Here is a 16,373-nt window from a genome sequence, read left to right as displayed (position 1 = left end):
TAGTGACGTATGCGCATTCATATTTTGGGAATTTGTGGCACCTTCATGGGCGGTCTGGCGATGCTGGCGCGTTCGCTTGGTCATGAGGTAACGGGTTCGGACGCCAATGTATATCCGCCAATGAGTACCCTGCTTGAAAAGCAGGGCATTGACCTTATTCAGGGTTATGACGCCAGTCAGCTCGACCCGCAGCCCGATCTGGTGATTATCGGCAATGCCATGACCCGCGGTAATGCGTGCGTTGAGGCGGTGCTGGAAAAAAACATCCCGTACATGTCCGGGCCGCAGTGGCTGCACGATTTTGTGCTGCGCGACCGTTGGGTGCTGGCCGTGGCGGGAACGCACGGGAAAACCACCACCGCCGGGATGGCCGCCTGGATTCTGGAAGCCTGCGGCTACAAGCCAGGCTTTGTGATTGGCGGCGTGCCGGGCAACTTTGAGGTGTCGGCGCGTCTGGGCGAGAGCGATTTCTTCGTCATTGAGGCGGATGAATATGACTGCGCCTTCTTCGATAAGCGTTCTAAATTTGTTCACTACTGTCCGCGCACGCTGATCCTCAACAACCTTGAGTTCGATCATGCGGATATTTTTGACGACCTGAAGGCAATCCAGAAACAGTTCCACCATCTGGTGCGCATCGTGCCGGGCCAGGGGCGCATTATTTATCCGGAAAATGATATCAACCTGAAGCAGACGCTGGCGATGGGCTGCTGGAGCGAACAGGAGCTGGTGGGCGAGCAGGGACACTGGCAGGCGAAGAAGCTGAACGCCGACGCATCGGCGTGGGAAGTCTGGCTGGACGGCGAAAAGGTCGGCGAAGTGAAGTGGTCGCTGGTGGGCGAACACAACATGCACAATGGCCTGATGGCTATCGCCGCAGCGCGTCATGTTGGCGTACAGCCAGCCGATGCCGCGGCGGCGCTGGGATCGTTTATCAACGCCCGTCGCCGCCTGGAGCTGCGTGGCGAAGCGAACGGCGTTACGGTGTATGACGATTTCGCCCATCACCCGACGGCGATTCTGGCGACGCTGGCGGCATTACGCGGCAAAGTGGGCGGTACGGCGCGGATTATCGCGGTGCTGGAGCCGCGTTCCAACACCATGAAAATGGGGTTGTGCAAAGACGATCTGGCGCCGTCGCTGGGCCGCGCCGATGAGGTGTATCTGCTGCAACCGCCGCACATTCCGTGGCAGGTGGCGGAGGTCGCCGATGCCTGCGTTCAGCCTGCGCACTGGAGCGGCGACGTCGACGCGCTGGCGGAGATGGTGGTGAAAACGGCACAGCCTGGCGATCACATCCTGGTGATGAGCAACGGCGGGTTTGGCGGAATTCATCAGAAGCTGTTAGACGGTCTGGCGAAGAAATCCCAGGCTGGCGAGTAATAAAAATGCCCGGAGGCGCTGCGCTTTCCGGGCCTACATCACTATCCGCGCCATAGTTCTGTAGGCCGGATAAGGCGCATTGCGCCGCCATCCGGCATTGCCGACGCGCGAAATTACGCTTCGTTTTCCGCCAGTTCGCGCAGATACTGGAAAATCTGGCGTGCGGATTTCGGCGGCTTGTTCCCTTCTTTCTCTTTCTTCGCGTTGCGGATAAGCGAACGCAGCTGCTGACGGTCTGCGTTCGGCCACAGGTTCAGCACTTCCGCTATCGCCTCATCCCCGTCGACGAGCAGGCGATCGCGCATTTGCTCCAGCTTATGGAACAGCACGACCTGCTGGTTATGACGGTTTTTCAGCTTGTCCAGCGCCTGACGGATGGGTTCAACGTCACGCTGGCGCAACATTTTACCAATCAGCTGCAGCTGACGGCGGCGGCCTTCCATTTTAATACGCTGCGCCAGCTCAATTGCGGCGCGCAGATCCGGATCCAGCGGGATTTTATCCAGCGCGTTTTTACCCAGATCGACAATCTCTGCGCCCAGGCGCTTCAGCTCCTCGGCATCACGTTTAATTTCACTTTTGCTGACCCAGATAATTTCATCATCTTCGTCTTCGTTTTCATCACCGGGCACGTCGTCGAGCCAGTCTTCGGGCTGCTTTGTCATCTCAGGCTCCTTAAAAAAAGAGGCTAATGTTACCAGTTAAGATGCGCACTGAAAAACGGTTCTCTGTTAGACTTCAAAGAAACTCTCACTACATTATGGCATTTGCAATGAAAGTAATCTCACAAGTTGAAGCGCAGCGTAAGAGCCTGGAAGAAGCAGTCTCGACGGCGCTGGAGTTAGCCTCAGGCAAATCGGACGGGGCGGAAGTATCGGTTAGCAAGACCACCGGCATCAGCGTAAGCACCCGCTATGGTGAAGTGGAGAATGTTGAATTTAACAGCGATGGCGCCTTAGGCATCACCGTTTACCATCAGAACCGCAAAGGCAGCGCGTCATCGACGGACTTAAGCCCGCAGGCTATCGCCCGCACCGTGCAGGCAGCGCTGGACATAGCGCGCTATACCTCGCCAGACCCGTGCGCGGGCGTGGCTGATAAAGAACTGCTGGCCTTTGACGCGCCGGATCTCGACCTGTTCCATCCGGCGGAAATCTCCCCGGACGAGGCCATTGAACTGGCCGCGCGTGCCGAGCAGGCATCATTACAGGCGGATAAACGCATTACCAATACCGAAGGCGGCAGCTTTAACAGCCACTATGGCATTAAAGTGTTCGGCAACAGCCACGGTATGTTGCAGGGCTATTGTTCCAGCCGTCACTCGCTGTCCAGCTGCGTGATTGCCGAAGAGAATGGCGATATGGAACGCGACTACGCTTATACCATTGGCCGCGCGCTGGGCGATCTGCAATCGCCGGAGTGGGTCGGCGCCGAGTGCGCTCGCCGCACGTTATCGCGCCTTGCGCCGCGTAAGCTTTCGACGATGAAAGCGCCGGTCATTTTCGCTAATGAAGTGGCGACCGGGCTGTTTGGTCATCTGGTTGGCGCAATTGCCGGCGGCTCTGTTTATCGTAAATCGACGTTCCTGCTGGATTCGCTGGGCAAACAAATACTGCCTGAGTGGCTGACCATCGAAGAACATCCGCATCTGCGCAAAGGGCTGGCTTCCTCGCCGTTCGACAGCGAAGGCGTGCGTACCGAACGGCGTGACATCGTTAAAGACGGCGTGCTGACCCAGTGGCTGCTGACCAACTATTCGGCGCGCAAGCTGGGACTAAAAAGCACCGGCCACGCGGGCGGCATTCACAACTGGCGTATTGCCGGGCAGGGGCTGAGCTTTGAGCAGATGCTGAAAGAGATGGGTACCGGTCTGGTGGTCACCGAACTGATGGGCCAGGGCGTAAGCGGCATTACCGGGGATTACTCGCGCGGCGCGGCTGGCTTCTGGGTCGAAAACGGCGAAATTCAGTATCCGGTTAGCGAAATTACCATCGCCGGGAACTTAAAAGAGATGTGGCGCAATATCGTGACCGTGGGCAACGATATTGAAACCCGCAGCAATATCCAGTGTGGTTCCGTTCTTCTGCCGGAGATGAAGATCGCCGGTCAATAAGCTTCGCTCTGCGTTAAACGTAAAACGTTTATCCCCTTGATACTGTCGGTATCAGGGGGGAAGCGTTATAAAAGGATTTGTGGATGTTTGATTCCACAGGCTCTGGCATAGCGGGCGATGGTTTCCAGGCTGGCCCTGACAATATTGGCCTCCATTCTGGATACCGTCGGTGGCGTGACGCCCATTCTCTCTGCAACCTGTGCGCGGGTTAAGCCAGCATGATTGCGCCATTCTGCGAGCATAGCCTGCAGACGCGCTTTACGTTCTTCTGCTTCCATTGCAGCCTGTACCTCAGGACTGGACAGAAGGTCTGTTCTGACCTCGTCCCAGGCGACACTTTTAGTTTTCTTCATTGAGCATCTCCTCCAGCCTTGTGAAGGCTAACAGCATTTCGTGTTCCGGCGTTTTCTGCGTTTTTTTAATAAAGACCCGCAGCAGGTAGATCCTTTTACCTTTCTGATAAACATACAGGCCCCGGGCGATCCCGATCCCCATAGTGCGTATTTCAAACAGTCCCGCGCCGAGGGGCTTACTGTCCGGTTCCCGAAGCACTGTGGGGTTCGCTTTTAACTTATCGATCAGGCGGATCATTTTAGCCTGAACAATGGGCGGCAGCTCGGCTAATTCTTTGGCGACGTCGACATGCAATATAACGGTGAACATGGCCTCTCCCTGAATAAATATTAGCATAAAAGCTAAATTAGCTTATAGGCTAATTTCTCTCTCTTCCCTGCGAATGGCGCTGTAAATTTCCTCTATCCTGAAGCATCGTCGCTATTTCTGTCTCAGAAAGTGACGATCTCTGCGTAGCGCTTTGCAAGAATTCGTCATAACGCTTTCTGATATCACCCGCAAAAATCGTTTGTTGTTCACAGTTCTGTGTTTTCTTCCATGTTGCAGACAAGGCAAAAAGACCTTAATAACCGTGAAGGTAATCACATTTTTCCGTCGATAACGCCTCAAAACCGCCTTTTTTGCGGCACAGATCACTATTGCCACTCGCCTTTCCACTTCGAAGTGGAAAACAACTCGCTACAAACTTTTTACCCTCATCGTTAGTTTTAACTCAGAGCCATTAACGGGGTAAGACGAGTGAATAACGGAGCAGTAATGAACGACATGGGTGAACAGGCGGCGCAGCCTGGTGAACTGGCCGATCGCATGCTGGCGCAGGTTTATGCGTTACTGCGTGAACATCACATCATTCCCAACGCCGTACAGGAACAAATGCTGACGTCTCATGTTCGCGCCATGGCGCACCGGTCGCTGACCGGCGAGCCTTTGCCGGAAGTGGATGCCAGTTTATTTGATGAAATATCCGCCGAATCAATGGCGCTTGCCCGCGACGTGGTCGCAGCGTTTGGCAATCTTCCCGAGGAAGAGGCCTGGCTGCTGTCGGTCCACTTTGAAGTCGCGAAAGATAATCTTTAAGGAGCGAAAAATGGAACAAATTACCGTTGTGATTGGCGATCGTCTGGGAAAAGGCCAGAAAGTGGCGGCAGGCGTCGAAAAAGCGGGCGGCCGTGCGGTTGTGGTGCCGGGCGTGGCGGCGGATATGAAGCTGGGTGATGTGATGAAGGCGGAAAACGCCACCTTCGGCATCTCTTTCTGCGGCAGCGGCGGCGCAGGAGCGATCACCGCGCAAAACAAACACGGCTACAAGGCGAAATACGGCATGCGTTCGGTAGACGAAGGCGTGACGGCGATCAACGAAGGCTGCAACGTGCTGGGCTTCGGTTTTATGGATAAAGAAGAGCTCGGCGAACGTCTGGTACAGGCGTGGCAGAAAAAATACGGCGCCTGAGTATGAAAGAACAATTCACCACGACGGTGAGAGTGACCGGCAAGGGCGAAGCCAAAGCGCGCGCCTTTGCCGATGCCCTGAACCACGTTCAGGCCGCGGTGATGAAGGCATCGCCGCATATTTTACTGCGTATTGAGCCACAGGATGTGCAGGTTGTTCAGGCGCGTGAAGCGGTGCGTAAAGAAGCATTTTTGTTTTTCTTTTTGCGCCGGGAAAGACACACGTACAGCGTGGAGCTGGACGTGACCGTGAACGTGACAGCCATCAATCTGGACAAGGTGGATTTCGTCTCGCAACGCTGATTCTTGTTAAGAAGGCATAACTATGTTCCTGATAATTTTAATAAAATCGCTCATCATCGGCGGCCTCGTCGGCGTAGGTGTGGGGGCCGGGGCTGCACGCATGTTTCATGCGCCTACCACTCAGGGGATGGGCGCGTTTCGCACACTGGGAGAGCTGAACTCCTGCGAAGGGGACCCCGCTTCTCACTTCTCCTTTGGCCTGGGCTTCTTCTTCAACGCCTGGGCGTCTTCCGTTGCGGCGGGCTCGTTCACCCAGGACGTCGACCACCGCATCATCCCTAACTGGGGGGCGGCGGCGCTGATGGTGAAAAACCGTAACGTCGGTGAGACGCTGCACGATCCGAAAAAGATGGCGATTGCCTGCGGCATCATCGGCATGATTGTCGTTACCTTCCTCAACCTGACCGCCTCCTCGGTGCCGGAAGCCCTTCAGGTCACCGCCGTGAAGGTGCTGGTGCCAGCGGCTAACCTGCTGGTGAACACCGTGATGCCGGTCATTTTCTGGCTGGCGGCAATCGACGCCGGTAAGAAATCGGGCTTCTGGGCCACCGTATTCGGCGGCGCGGCGCAGCTGATCATGGGTAACGCCGTACCGGGTCTGGTGCTTGGCATCCTGATCGGCAAAGGCGTGGAAGAGAGCGGCTGGAACCACGTGACCAAAGTGATGATGGTCGCCATCGTGCTGCTGTTCGTACTGGGCGGCTTCTTCCGCGGCTTCGACATGAAGATGATCGAATCCTTCCACATGACCGTGCCGAACTGGCTCGAACTGATCCACAACTCGCTTAGCGGCAAATAACGGAGGCCACAATGGAACAGAATAAAGGTTTTTGGTTTGCCGACTGGTCGTTCCCGATCTTCGTTGGCCTGCTCTCCTCCGGCGTGTTTGCCGGGACGCATATGTACTACCTGTACGGCATCGGCGCGTTCAACGAAGTGGCCTTTGTGGCGATGCTGAAGGCGGGGATTGATACCGGCTCCTACGGCGCGGTCGCCGCGTTTGGCGCCAGCTTCCTGTTTGCCCGCATCATCGAAGGCTCGCTGGTGGGGATTCTGGATATCGGCGGCGCCATTCAGACCGGTATCGGCCTCGGCGTGCCGGCGCTGCTGCTCGGCGCGGGCATTGTTTTCCCGGTAGAGAACTTTATCGCTTCGCTGGCGACGGGTCTGGCGCTTGGTCTGGCGATTGGCTACATCATTATCCTGGCGCGTAAGTTCACCATCAACCAGAGCGACTCCACCTATGGCGCCGACGTTATGATGGGCGCCGGTAACGCCTCCGGTCGTTTCCTCGGGCCGTTGATTATCCTCAGCGCCATGACTGCCTCGATTCCGATTGGCGTGGGTTCGCTGCTGGGCGCTCTGCTGTTTTACATCTGGCAGAAGCCGATCACCGGCGGCGCGATCCTCGGCGCGATGATTTTAGGTTCCATCTTCCCGATTGCGATTAGCTAACCGCCCGATGGCGCTGCGCTTATCAGGCCTTGTATTATCCCTTCAGTGCAGGGAGAACCGGCCAGTTCTCTCTGCCATGCGGTCCGCATGCCGTATCAGGCCTCAGGCTAATAACCTGTGACGTAGATTTATGCAGCGGACCGCCGTTCTCCACAAGTGACAAACCGGACAGTATCATGGACCGGTTTTCCCGGTAATCCGCATTCACAAGGCTGGTCTCACTATGGAACAGGAACTTCATTTTATCGGTATCGATGTCTCTAAAGCTAAGCTGGATGTCGATGTGTTGCGGCCTGATGGCCGTCACCGCAGCAAAAAATTTGCCAACACCCCGAAGGGCCACGACGAACTTCTCCGCTGGCTCAGCGGTCATCGCGTGGCACCGGCACATATCTGCATGGAAGCCACCAGTACGTATATGGAAGACGTTGCCGCTCATCTCAGTGATGCCGGTTACACCGTCTCCGTCATCAACCCCGCCCTGGGTAAAGCCTTTGCACAGAGTGAAGGTCTGCGCAGCAAAACCGATGCAGTGGATGCCCGTATGCTGGCAGAGTTCTGTCGTCAGAAGCGCCCTCCGGCGTGGGAAGCCCCGCATCCGGTTGAACGGGCCCTGCGGGCTCTGGTGCTGCGCCATCAGTCGCTGACGGACATGCACACGCAGGAGCTGAACCGCCTGGAGACAGCGCGTGAGGTGCAGCGTCCGAGTATAGACGCCCATCTGCTGTGGCTTCATGCCGAACTTAAGCGCATCGAAAAGCAGATAAAGGACCTGACGGATGATGACCCGGATATGAAGCACCGCAGGAAGCTGCTGGAAAGTATCCCGGGCATCGGGGAGAAAACGTCCGCGGTATTACTGGCTTATACCGGTCTGAAGGAGCGCTTCACCCATGCCAGGCAGTTCGCCGCTTTTGCGGGTCTGACGCCGCGGCGGTATGAATCAGGCAGCAGTGTGAACAGGGCCAGCCGGATGAGTAAAGCCGGACATGCGTCGCTTCGCAGGGCGCTGTATATGCCTGCGATGGTGGCGGTAAGTAAAACGGAATGGGGAAGAGCGTTCCGTGACCGTCTGGCAGGGAACGGTAAAAAAGGGAAAGTGATAATCGGTGCGATGATGCGCAAGCTGGCGCAGGTGGCGTACGGTGTTCTGAAGTCAGGCGTGCCGTTCGATGCGTCCCGGCATAATCCGGTAGCAGCGTAAAATATGGTGGAAGGGATGAAAAAACAGCGCCTGACGGCGCTGTGACTGGTATGCCTGCAATCCGGTAAGGCGGAAAATAAAAAAGCTTGCAGGCGATAACAGTATCTACGGGTAAGCGCAACTTTGTAAGCCGGATAAGGCGGTAACGCCGCCATCCGGCACATCATCCCGGCGGACGTGGAAGCGTCCGCTCAAACAGGAGAGAGATATGTTTGATTTACTCCTGCGCCATGCGCGTCTGGTTGACGAAACGATCTGCGATATTGCGATTAAAGGCGGCAAAATTGCCGTGCTGGGCAGGACTGATGAACCGGCGGTAAAAACGCTCGATTTACGCGGCGAATGTTACGTCAGCGCCGGATGGATTGATTCCCACGTGCACTGCTATCCGAAATCGCCCATTTATCATGACGAGCCGGACAGCGTCGGCATCGCGACCGGCGTGACCACCGTGGTGGATGCAGGCAGTACCGGCGCCGATGATATTGACGAGTTCTACACCCTCACCCGCGATGCGGCGACTGAGGTGTATGCGCTGCTGAATATCTCCCGCGTCGGGCTGATCGCGCAGAACGAACTGGCGAACATGGCCAATATCGACGCCGATGCGGTGAAGCAGGCGGTGAAGCGCCACCCGGACTTTATCGTTGGCCTGAAGGCGCGGATGAGCAGCAGCGTGGTCGGTGAAAACGGCATCACGCCGCTGGATCGCGCTAAAGCGATGCAGCAGGAGAACGGCGAACTGCCGCTGATGGTCCACATCGGCAATAACCCGCCGGATCTCGATGAGATCGCCGAACGCCTGAGCGCGGGCGACATCATTACCCATTGCTACAACGGCAAACCGAATCGCATTTTAACGCCGGAAGGCGAACTGCGCGCGTCGATCACCCGGGCGCTGCAGCGCGGAGTGCGTCTCGACGTCGGTCATGGCACCGCCAGCCTGAGCTTTGCGGTGGCGAAGCGCGCGATCGGCGCAGGCATTCTGCCGCACACCATCAGCTCGGATATCTACTGCCGCAACCGCATCAGCGGTCCGGTGCATTCGCTGGCTAACGTAATGTCGAAATTTCTCGCCATCGGCATGACGCTGCCGCAGGTCATCGACTGTGTGACCGCCAATGCCGCCGACAGCCTGCGGCTGAAAACCAAAGGCCGCCTCCAGCCGGGGATGGACGCCGATTTAACCCTCTTTACGCTTAAACGCCAGCCAACCGTGCTGGTGGATGCTGAAAACGACAGCTTACAGGCTGAGAAGCTGCTGGTGCCGCTTGCCGCGATTCGCGCGGGCAAGGGCTATATGACCGAACAAGGGAGCGCGGAATATGCCTTCGATTTTTGAGAAATACAATTTAAAACAGGTAATTAATACATCTGGCCGCATGACGGCGCTGGGCGTTTCCACGCCGCGTCCGGAAGTGGTGGAAGCGGCGATGGCCGGAATGAACCAGTATTTTGAGATGAAAGATCTGGTCAACAAAACCGGCGAATACATCGCGAAGCTGCTGGATGTGGAGGGCGCGACGGTGGTTTCCTGCGCGTCAGCGGGCATTGCCCAGTCGGTGGCCGCGGTTCTGGTGCAGGACAGCGACTGGCTGCTGGAAAATCTGCACGTCACGCCAGTTGAAAATAACGAAATCGTGCTGCCAAAAGGCCACAACGTTAACTTTGGCGCGCCGGTCGGCACGATGGTGGCGCTGGGCGGCGGTAAGCTGGTGGAAGCAGGCTACGCCAATGAATGCTCGGCAGCCCATCTGGCGGCGGCGATTACGCCGCGTACCGCGGCCATCCTCTATATCAAATCACACCACTGCGTACAGAAAAGCATGCTCAGCGTTGAACAGGCGGTCGTGGTCGCGCGCAAACACAACCTGCCGCTGATTGTTGATGCGGCGGCGGAGGAAGATTTGCAGTGCTACTACCGCGCCGGCGCGTCGCTGGTTATCTACAGCGGCGCGAAGGCCATCGAAGGGCCGACCAGCGGACTGGTGATTGGCAAAACCCAGTATGTGGAGTGGGTGAAGCGCCAGTCGGCGGGCATTGGCCGGGCGATGAAGGTCGGTAAAGAGGGGATTCTCGGCCTGACCTGCGCCATCGAACACTATCTCAGCGCGCAAAAAGAGAGCGGGGCGGAGATGGTGGAAAAAATGACGCCGTTTATCGACACCCTGAACACCTTCAACGGCGTGAGCGCCCGCGTGGTGTGGGACAGCGCCGGACGCGATATCGCACGTGCGGAGATTAAGTTTGATGAAGCGGTAACCGGCATCGCCACCAGCGATCTGGTGGAGGCGCTCAAACAGGGCGAATACGCGATTTACTTCCGCGGGTACAAAGCCAACGAAGGGATTATTGAAGCGGACGTACGCAGCGTAGACCGCGCGCAGCTGGAGATTGTGGCGCGCCGTATCAACGAAGTGATTAACCAGGAGAAAAAAGCATGAAACTGACCCCGAACTTTTACCGCGATCGCGTCTGCCTGAACGTACTGGCAGGCTCGAAAGAGAACGCTCGTGAAATTTATGAGGCGGCTGAAGGTCATGTGCTGGTCGGCGTGCTTTCGAAAAATTATCCGGACGTCGACAGCGCCGTGGCCGATATGCGTGAGTATGCGCAACTGATCGATAACGCGCTGTCGGTAGGGCTGGGGGCGGGCGATCCGAACCAGTCGGCGATGGTCAGCGAGATCTCACGTCAGGTGCAGCCGCAGCACGTCAACCAGGTCTTTACCGGCGTGGCGACCAGCCGCGCGCTGCTGGGGCAGGGTGAAACGGTGGTCAACGGTCTGGTGTCGCCTACCGGCACGCCGGGGATGGTGAAGATTTCTACCGGACCGCTGAGCAGCAAAGCCGCGGACGGGATCGTACCGGTTGAGACGGCTATCGCGCTGCTTAAGGATATGGGCGGCAGCTCGATCAAATACTTCCCGATGGGCGGTCTGAAAAGCCGTGACGAGTTTAAAGCAGTAGCGGAAGCCTGCGCGCGTCATGACTTCTGGCTGGAGCCGACGGGCGGTATCGATCTGGATAATTATGCCGAGATTTTGCAGATTGCGCTGGATGCCGGCGTGAGCAAAATCATTCCTCACATTTATAGTTCAATTATTGATAAGGTGAGTGGTAATACCCGTCCGGACGATGTGCGCCAGCTGCTGGCGCTCACCCGGACGTGCATCGGCTAAAAAAACGAGGAGAGTGACGTGCGATTCCCCAACCAACGTTTAGCGCAACTGTTCGCAATGCTGCAAAACGAGACGCTGCCGCAGGATGAGCTGGCGCAGCGGTTGTCGGTCTCCACGCGCACTGTTCGCGCCGATATCTCTGCGCTCAACGCCCTGCTTACCGGGCACGGCGCGCAGTTTATCCTGAGCCGGGGCAACGGTTATCAGCTCAGAATCGACGACCCGGCCAGTTTTAAGTCTCTGCAAACGCAGCAGCCCAGCATGCTGCGTATTCCGCGCTCCAGCCAGGAGCGGGTGCACTATCTGATGGTACGCTTCCTGACCTCCGCGTTCTCCATCAAGCTGGAAGATTTAGCTGATGAATGGTTCGTCAGCCGGGCGACGCTGCAAAACGACATGGCGGAAGTACGCGAATGGCTGCAGCGTTACCATCTGACGCTGGAAACCCGTCCGCGTCACGGCATGAAGCTGTTCGGCAGCGAAATGGCGATCCGCGCCTGTCTGACCGATCTTCTGTGGACGCTGGCGCAGCAGGACCCGACGAATCCGCTGGTGACGGAAGAAGCGCTGTATGCCGGCGTGCCGTCACAGCTACAGCCGATTCTGCAGGACATTTTTACCCGCTTTCATATTCGCCTGACCGACGAAGGCGAGCTGTTTCTGCGTCTGTACTGCGCCGTCGCGGTACGTCGTATCAGCGAAGGCTTTCCGCTGTCGGAATTTGCCAGCGAAGAGGTGGAAGAGAATGTGTGCCTGGCGGCGCGCGAGATCGCCGCGGTGCTACAGCGTCTGGCGAATCATCCCCTTTCGCTATCGGAAGTGAACTGGCTGAAGGTGCATATCGCCGCCCGCCAGGTGCAGGAGATTGCGCCGAGCGCGATCAACGCCGATGACGAAGAGGCGCTGGTGAACTACATCCTGCAATTTATTAATACCCAGTACAATTACAACCTGTTGAATGACGAACAGCTGCGGGCGGATCTGCTCACCCATATCAAAACGATGATCACCCGGGTGCGTTACCAGATCATGATCCCCAATCCGCTGTTAGAAAATATCAAACAGCACTACCCGATGGCCTGGGACATGACCCTGGCGGCGGTATCCAGTTGGGGAAAATACACGCCGTATACCATCAGCGAAAATGAGATCGGTTTTCTGGTCTTGCATATTGGCGTCGGGCTTGAGCGTAGTTACAACATCGGCTACCAGCGGCAGCCGAAAGTGCTGCTGGTGTGCGATGCGGGCAATGCGATGGTGCGAATGATTGAGGCGGTGCTGGCGCGTAAATATCCGCAGATTGAGATTGTACGGACGCTGACCCTGCGCGACTATGAGCAGCGCGAGAGCATCGCTGAGGATTTCGTGATTTCCACCGCGCGGATTGGCGAAAAAGACAAGCCGGTGGTGCAGATTGCGCCGTTTCCTACCGACTACCAGCTCGAGCAGATTGGCAAGCTGGTGCTGGTAGACAGAACCCGGCCGTGGATGCTGAATAAATATTTTGATGCCGCCCATTTTCGCATTATCGACGGCGAGATGGAGAGGCAGACGCTGTTTAAAACGCTGTGCGATCAGCTGCACAGCGAAGATTTTGTCGACGCGGAGTTTCTCGACTCGGTGATTGAGCGTGAAGCCATTGTCAGCACCCTGCTTGGCGACAGCATCGCGCTGCCCCACGCCCTCGGTCTGCTGGCGAAAAAAACGGTGGTCTATACCGTCCTTGCGCCGCAGGGCATTGCCTGGGGCGACGAAACCGCCCACGTGATCTTTTTACTCGCCATCAGCAAAAGCGAATACGAAGAAGCGATGGCGATCTACGATATTTTCGTTACCTTCCTGCGCGAGCGCACCATGACGCGACTGTGCGCCTGCCAGAATTTCGCCGAATTTAAAGCGGTGGCGATGGAGTGCGTGAGCCGTTTTTGAGAGGCGTTTTCCAGCAACGCCCTGACAGAAGCCGTTCGTCTGCTATTTCATAAACAGGCTTGTTAACGCAGGTGATGCACTACCTGATTACTGCTGCCGCGCCAGATAAGCGCCGGGTCTTTCAGATCCTGCACAAACTTGCCGTCAACCAGCACGTTGATCAGATCCACCACCTGCATTTGCGCGGCGTTGAGTTCGTCGATCTTATAGCCGGTCCATACCCAGATATCTTTGCCGGGGCACTCAGCGCGAATGCGCTGCACCAGCTTCAGAATATCCGGCACGTTCTGCGGATGCAGCGGATCGCCGCCGGAAAGGGAGATCCCCTGGCGATGGATGCGCGTATCGTTCAGATCGTTAACGATCTGGTCTTCCATCTCTTTGGTAAACGGCTGGCCGGAGTTCAGCCGCCAGGTGCTTTTGTTGTAGCAGCCGGGGCATTCGTGGACGCACCCTGACACAAACAGGGTGCAGCGGGTGCCGGGGCCGTTGACGATGTCGACGGGGTAGTACTGATGGTATTGCATAGCGAATGTCCAGAAAGAACGCAGGCCGAACAGGGGGCCTGCACCGTCTTGTCATGCCTGATGGCGACGCGATGGCGTCTTATCAGGCCTACGCAGGCAAAAGGTGGCAAACGAAAGCGTAGGCCCGGTAAGCGCAGCGCCACCGGGCATCAACGTGGCAGAGGATTAACCGATCTGCCCATTGCCTAAATGCTTAACGCGGCGCTTCACCTCTTCCTGCTTGCCGGCGTTAAACGGACGCGCGTCGGGGCTGCCCAGATAACCGCAAACGCGGCGGGTGACCGAGACGCGCGAGGCGTCGTGGTTGCCGCATTTCGGGCAGGTGAAGCCTTTGCTGGTGCACTCGAACTCACCGGTAAAACCACACTCGTAGCACTCGTCGATTGGCGTGTTGGTGCCATAGTACGGCACGTGCTGGTAGCTGTAATCCCAGACGTCTTCCAGCGCTTTCAGGTTGTGCTGAATGTTCGGGTATTCGCCGTAGCAAATAAAGCCACCGCTCGCCAGCGGCGGGTAGGGCGCTTCGAAATCGATCTTGTCGTACGGGTTCACCTTCTTCTCCACGTCGAGGTGGAAGCTGTTGGTGTAATAGCCTTTATCGGTTACCCCCGGCACCACGCCAAACTCGGCGGTATCCAGACGGCAGAAACGGTCACAAAGGTTTTCGCTCGGCGTGCTGTACAGGCTGAAGCCATAGCCAGTTTCTTCTTTCCACTGATCCACCGCCTGACGCAGACGCTCAACGATCGCGATACCTTTGGCGCGCAGCGCTTCGCTGTCATACATATGTTCGCCGCCAAACAGCGCGTTGATGGTTTCATGAATACCGATATAGCCCAGCGATATGGATGCACGGCCGTTTTTGAAGATCTCCGCCACATCGTCGTCGGCTTTCAGACGCACGCCGCAGGCGCCTTCCATATAGAGGATGGGCGCGACGCGCGCTTTCACCCCTTCCAGGCGGGCGATACGGGTCATCAGCGCCTTGCGCGCCAGCGCCAGCCGCTCATCCAGCAGCTTCCAGAACGTCGCTTCGTCGCCTTTCGCTTCCAGCGCGATGCGCGGCAGGTTGAGGCTGATAACGCCGAGGTTGTTGCGTCCGTCATGCACCTGCTCGCCGTTTTCGTTCTCCCACACGCCGAGGAAGCTGCGGCAGCCCATCGGCGTCTTGAACGAACCGGTCACTTTCACCACCTGATCGTAGTTGAGAATGTCCGGATACATGCGCTTGCTCGCGCACTCCAGCGCCAGCTGTTTAATGTCGTAATTCGGATCGCCAAACTTGTGGTTCAGGCCGTCGCGAATGGCAAACACCAGCTTCGGGAAGACGGCGGTTTTACGGTTTTTACCAAGGCCCGCGATACGGTTACGCAGAATCGACTGCTGAATCAGGCGCGATTCCCAGCTGGTGCCCAGCCCGAAGCCAAAGGTCACGAACGGCGTCTGGCCGTTGGCGGTGTGCAGGGTATTCACTTCGTATTCCAGAGACTGGAAGGCGTCGTAGCACTCTTTCTCGGTACGGGAGCGCGCGTAGCCGTCGGCATCCGGAATCTGCCATTCATCGGCGGTTTTACGGTGCTTATTGAAGCTGGCGGTGACAAACGGCGCCAGCACTTCATCAATACGGTTAATGGTGGTGCCGCCATAAATATGGCTGGCGACCTGGGCGATGATTTGCGCGGTGACTGCCGTGGCGGTGGAGATGGATTTCGGCGGCTCAATCTCCGCGTTGCCCATCTTAAAGCCCTGAGTCAACATGCCTTTCAGATCGATCAGCATACAGTTGAACATCGGGAAGAACGGCGAGTAGTCGAGATCGTGATAGTGAATATCGCCGCGCTCGTGCGCCTGCACCACGTCGCGCGGCAGCAGGTGCTGACGGGCGTAGTGTTTTGCCACGATACCGGCCAGCAGGTCGCGCTGGGTCGGAATCACTTTACTGTCTTTGTTGGCGTTTTCATTGAGCAGCGCGGAGTTGGTTTGCTCCACCAGGCCCCGGATCTCCTGATTCAGACGACCGCGCTTCTCGCGCTGAATATCGCGATCGTGGCGATATTCTATATAAGCGCGCGCAAGCTGCTTATACGGTCCGGACATCAGCTGGTTCTCAACCGCAGTCTGGATCTCATTGATATCGACCTGACTGCGTTCATTCATCTGGCTGCTGACGACTTCTGCGACGGTGGCGCAGTAATCTGCGTCATCGACTCCCGCTGCTTTAGCTGCACGCAGAATGGCTTCCTGGATGCGCTCTGATTTAAACGGCACTTTACAGCCATCTCGTTTCATCACATGCGGTGTCATGATCACTCCATATTTATAAGAACAGGTTATCCACAAAGGCCGGGGAAGCCGCGACGTGTTTATTCATCTCTCTATCCAATGACTTCCCGCAATCCGCACCCATGTTATCCACAATGCCACCCTGATTCGGCGTGTTGTAGTTGTAGCAATTGTAGTCGATTAATACAACAT

General features: G+C 56.9%; 17 protein-coding genes. 12 read left to right on the top strand and 5 right to left on the bottom strand.

Annotated features, from left to right (window positions below; genetic code table 11):
• The first annotated feature begins 9 nt into the window (after positions 1-9).
• On the top strand, positions 10-1,383 hold the full coding sequence (gene mpl / locus K7R23_RS10035; protein ID WP_012907380.1) for a UDP-N-acetylmuramate:L-alanyl-gamma-D-glutamyl-meso-diaminopimelate ligase: 1,374 nt from the start codon (positions 10-12) through the stop codon (positions 1,381-1,383).
• Positions 1,384-1,496: 113 nt separating this feature from the next.
• Here mpl and yjgA read toward each other — a convergent pair whose 3' ends face one another.
• The gene (yjgA, locus tag K7R23_RS10030) at positions 1,497-2,048 is read right to left on the bottom strand and encodes a ribosome biogenesis factor YjgA (RefSeq protein ID WP_012907381.1); all 552 of its coding nucleotides are present in this window, start codon (positions 2,046-2,048) and stop codon (positions 1,497-1,499) included.
• 95 nt (positions 2,049-2,143) lie between these two features.
• Here yjgA and pmbA point away from each other — a divergent pair, with 95 nt between their 5' ends.
• A complete protein-coding gene (pmbA, locus tag K7R23_RS10025) occupies positions 2,144-3,496 on the top strand; it encodes a metalloprotease PmbA (protein ID WP_012907382.1) in 1,353 nt (450 codons plus the stop codon).
• A 65-nt stretch (positions 3,497-3,561) separates the two neighbouring features.
• Here pmbA and K7R23_RS10020 read toward each other — a convergent pair whose 3' ends face one another.
• Positions 3,562-3,849, bottom strand: a complete 288-nt coding sequence (locus K7R23_RS10020; RefSeq protein ID WP_024132888.1) for a helix-turn-helix domain-containing protein — start codon at positions 3,847-3,849, stop codon at positions 3,562-3,564.
• Positions 3,836-4,159 (bottom strand): type II toxin-antitoxin system RelE/ParE family toxin, encoded by a 324-nt coding sequence (locus tag K7R23_RS10015; RefSeq protein ID WP_012907383.1) that lies wholly within the window; start codon positions 4,157-4,159, stop codon positions 3,836-3,838. The genes K7R23_RS10020 and K7R23_RS10015 overlap by 14 nt, the downstream gene beginning before the upstream one ends.
• 429 nt (positions 4,160-4,588) lie before the next feature.
• Here K7R23_RS10015 and K7R23_RS10010 point away from each other — a divergent pair, with 429 nt between their 5' ends.
• From K7R23_RS10010 to K7R23_RS09965, 10 genes are all read left to right on the top strand, one after another.
• On the top strand, positions 4,589-4,927 hold the full coding sequence (locus K7R23_RS10010; protein WP_012907384.1) for a glycine dehydrogenase: 339 nt from the start codon (positions 4,589-4,591) through the stop codon (positions 4,925-4,927).
• A gap of 10 nt (positions 4,928-4,937) precedes the next feature.
• Positions 4,938-5,300, top strand: a complete 363-nt coding sequence (locus K7R23_RS10005; RefSeq protein WP_000435389.1) for an SFCGS family glycine-rich protein — start codon at positions 4,938-4,940, stop codon at positions 5,298-5,300.
• 2 nt (positions 5,301-5,302) lie between these two features.
• A complete protein-coding gene (locus tag K7R23_RS10000; protein ID WP_012907385.1) occupies positions 5,303-5,602 on the top strand; it encodes a DUF4312 family protein in 300 nt (99 codons plus the stop codon).
• A 22-nt stretch (positions 5,603-5,624) separates the two neighbouring features.
• Positions 5,625-6,401 carry a DUF4311 domain-containing protein gene (locus K7R23_RS09995; RefSeq protein WP_012907386.1) on the top strand — a complete coding sequence of 259 codons (777 nt, stop codon included), beginning with the start codon at positions 5,625-5,627 and terminating at the stop codon, positions 6,399-6,401.
• 11 nt (positions 6,402-6,412) lie between these two features.
• Positions 6,413-7,057, top strand: a complete 645-nt coding sequence (locus tag K7R23_RS09990; protein ID WP_012907387.1) for a DUF4310 family protein — start codon at positions 6,413-6,415, stop codon at positions 7,055-7,057.
• A 223-nt stretch (positions 7,058-7,280) separates the two neighbouring features.
• Entirely contained in the window at positions 7,281-8,261 is a 981-nt protein-coding gene (locus tag K7R23_RS09985; RefSeq protein WP_012904434.1) for an IS110-like element ISCro4 family transposase, read from the top strand.
• Positions 8,262-8,469: 208 nt separating this feature from the next.
• Entirely contained in the window at positions 8,470-9,603 is a 1,134-nt protein-coding gene (locus tag K7R23_RS09980; RefSeq protein ID WP_012907388.1) for an amidohydrolase/deacetylase family metallohydrolase, read from the top strand.
• A complete protein-coding gene (locus K7R23_RS09975; protein WP_012907389.1) occupies positions 9,587-10,705 on the top strand; it encodes a DgaE family pyridoxal phosphate-dependent ammonia lyase in 1,119 nt (372 codons plus the stop codon). Before K7R23_RS09980 ends, K7R23_RS09975 begins: the two co-directional genes overlap by 17 nt.
• Positions 10,702-11,442: a 2-dehydro-3-deoxy-phosphogluconate aldolase gene (gene dagF / locus K7R23_RS09970; protein ID WP_012907390.1), complete on the top strand. Its 741-nt coding sequence runs from the start codon at positions 10,702-10,704 to the stop codon at positions 11,440-11,442. Before K7R23_RS09975 ends, dagF begins: the two co-directional genes overlap by 4 nt.
• Positions 11,443-11,460: 18 nt before the next feature.
• Complete coding sequence (locus K7R23_RS09965; protein ID WP_012907391.1) at positions 11,461-13,371, top strand: BglG family transcription antiterminator; 1,911 nt, start codon at positions 11,461-11,463, stop codon at positions 13,369-13,371.
• 62 nt (positions 13,372-13,433) lie between these two features.
• Here K7R23_RS09965 and nrdG read toward each other — a convergent pair whose 3' ends face one another.
• Positions 13,434-13,898, bottom strand: coding sequence for an anaerobic ribonucleoside-triphosphate reductase-activating protein (nrdG, locus tag K7R23_RS09960; RefSeq protein ID WP_012907392.1), 465 nt, complete (start codon positions 13,896-13,898; stop codon positions 13,434-13,436).
• A 165-nt stretch (positions 13,899-14,063) separates the two neighbouring features.
• Positions 14,064-16,202 (bottom strand): anaerobic ribonucleoside-triphosphate reductase, encoded by a 2,139-nt coding sequence (gene nrdD / locus K7R23_RS09955; protein ID WP_012907393.1) that lies wholly within the window; start codon positions 16,200-16,202, stop codon positions 14,064-14,066.
• Positions 16,203-16,373 lie beyond the last annotated feature (171 nt).

Source organism: Citrobacter rodentium NBRC 105723 = DSM 16636, assembly GCF_021278985.1.
In the GTDB taxonomy this organism is placed as follows: Bacteria; Pseudomonadota; Gammaproteobacteria; order Enterobacterales; family Enterobacteriaceae; genus Citrobacter_A; species Citrobacter_A rodentium.
Note: the sequence above shows the minus strand (reverse complement) of the source record. Positions and strands in the feature narration are given on the sequence as shown.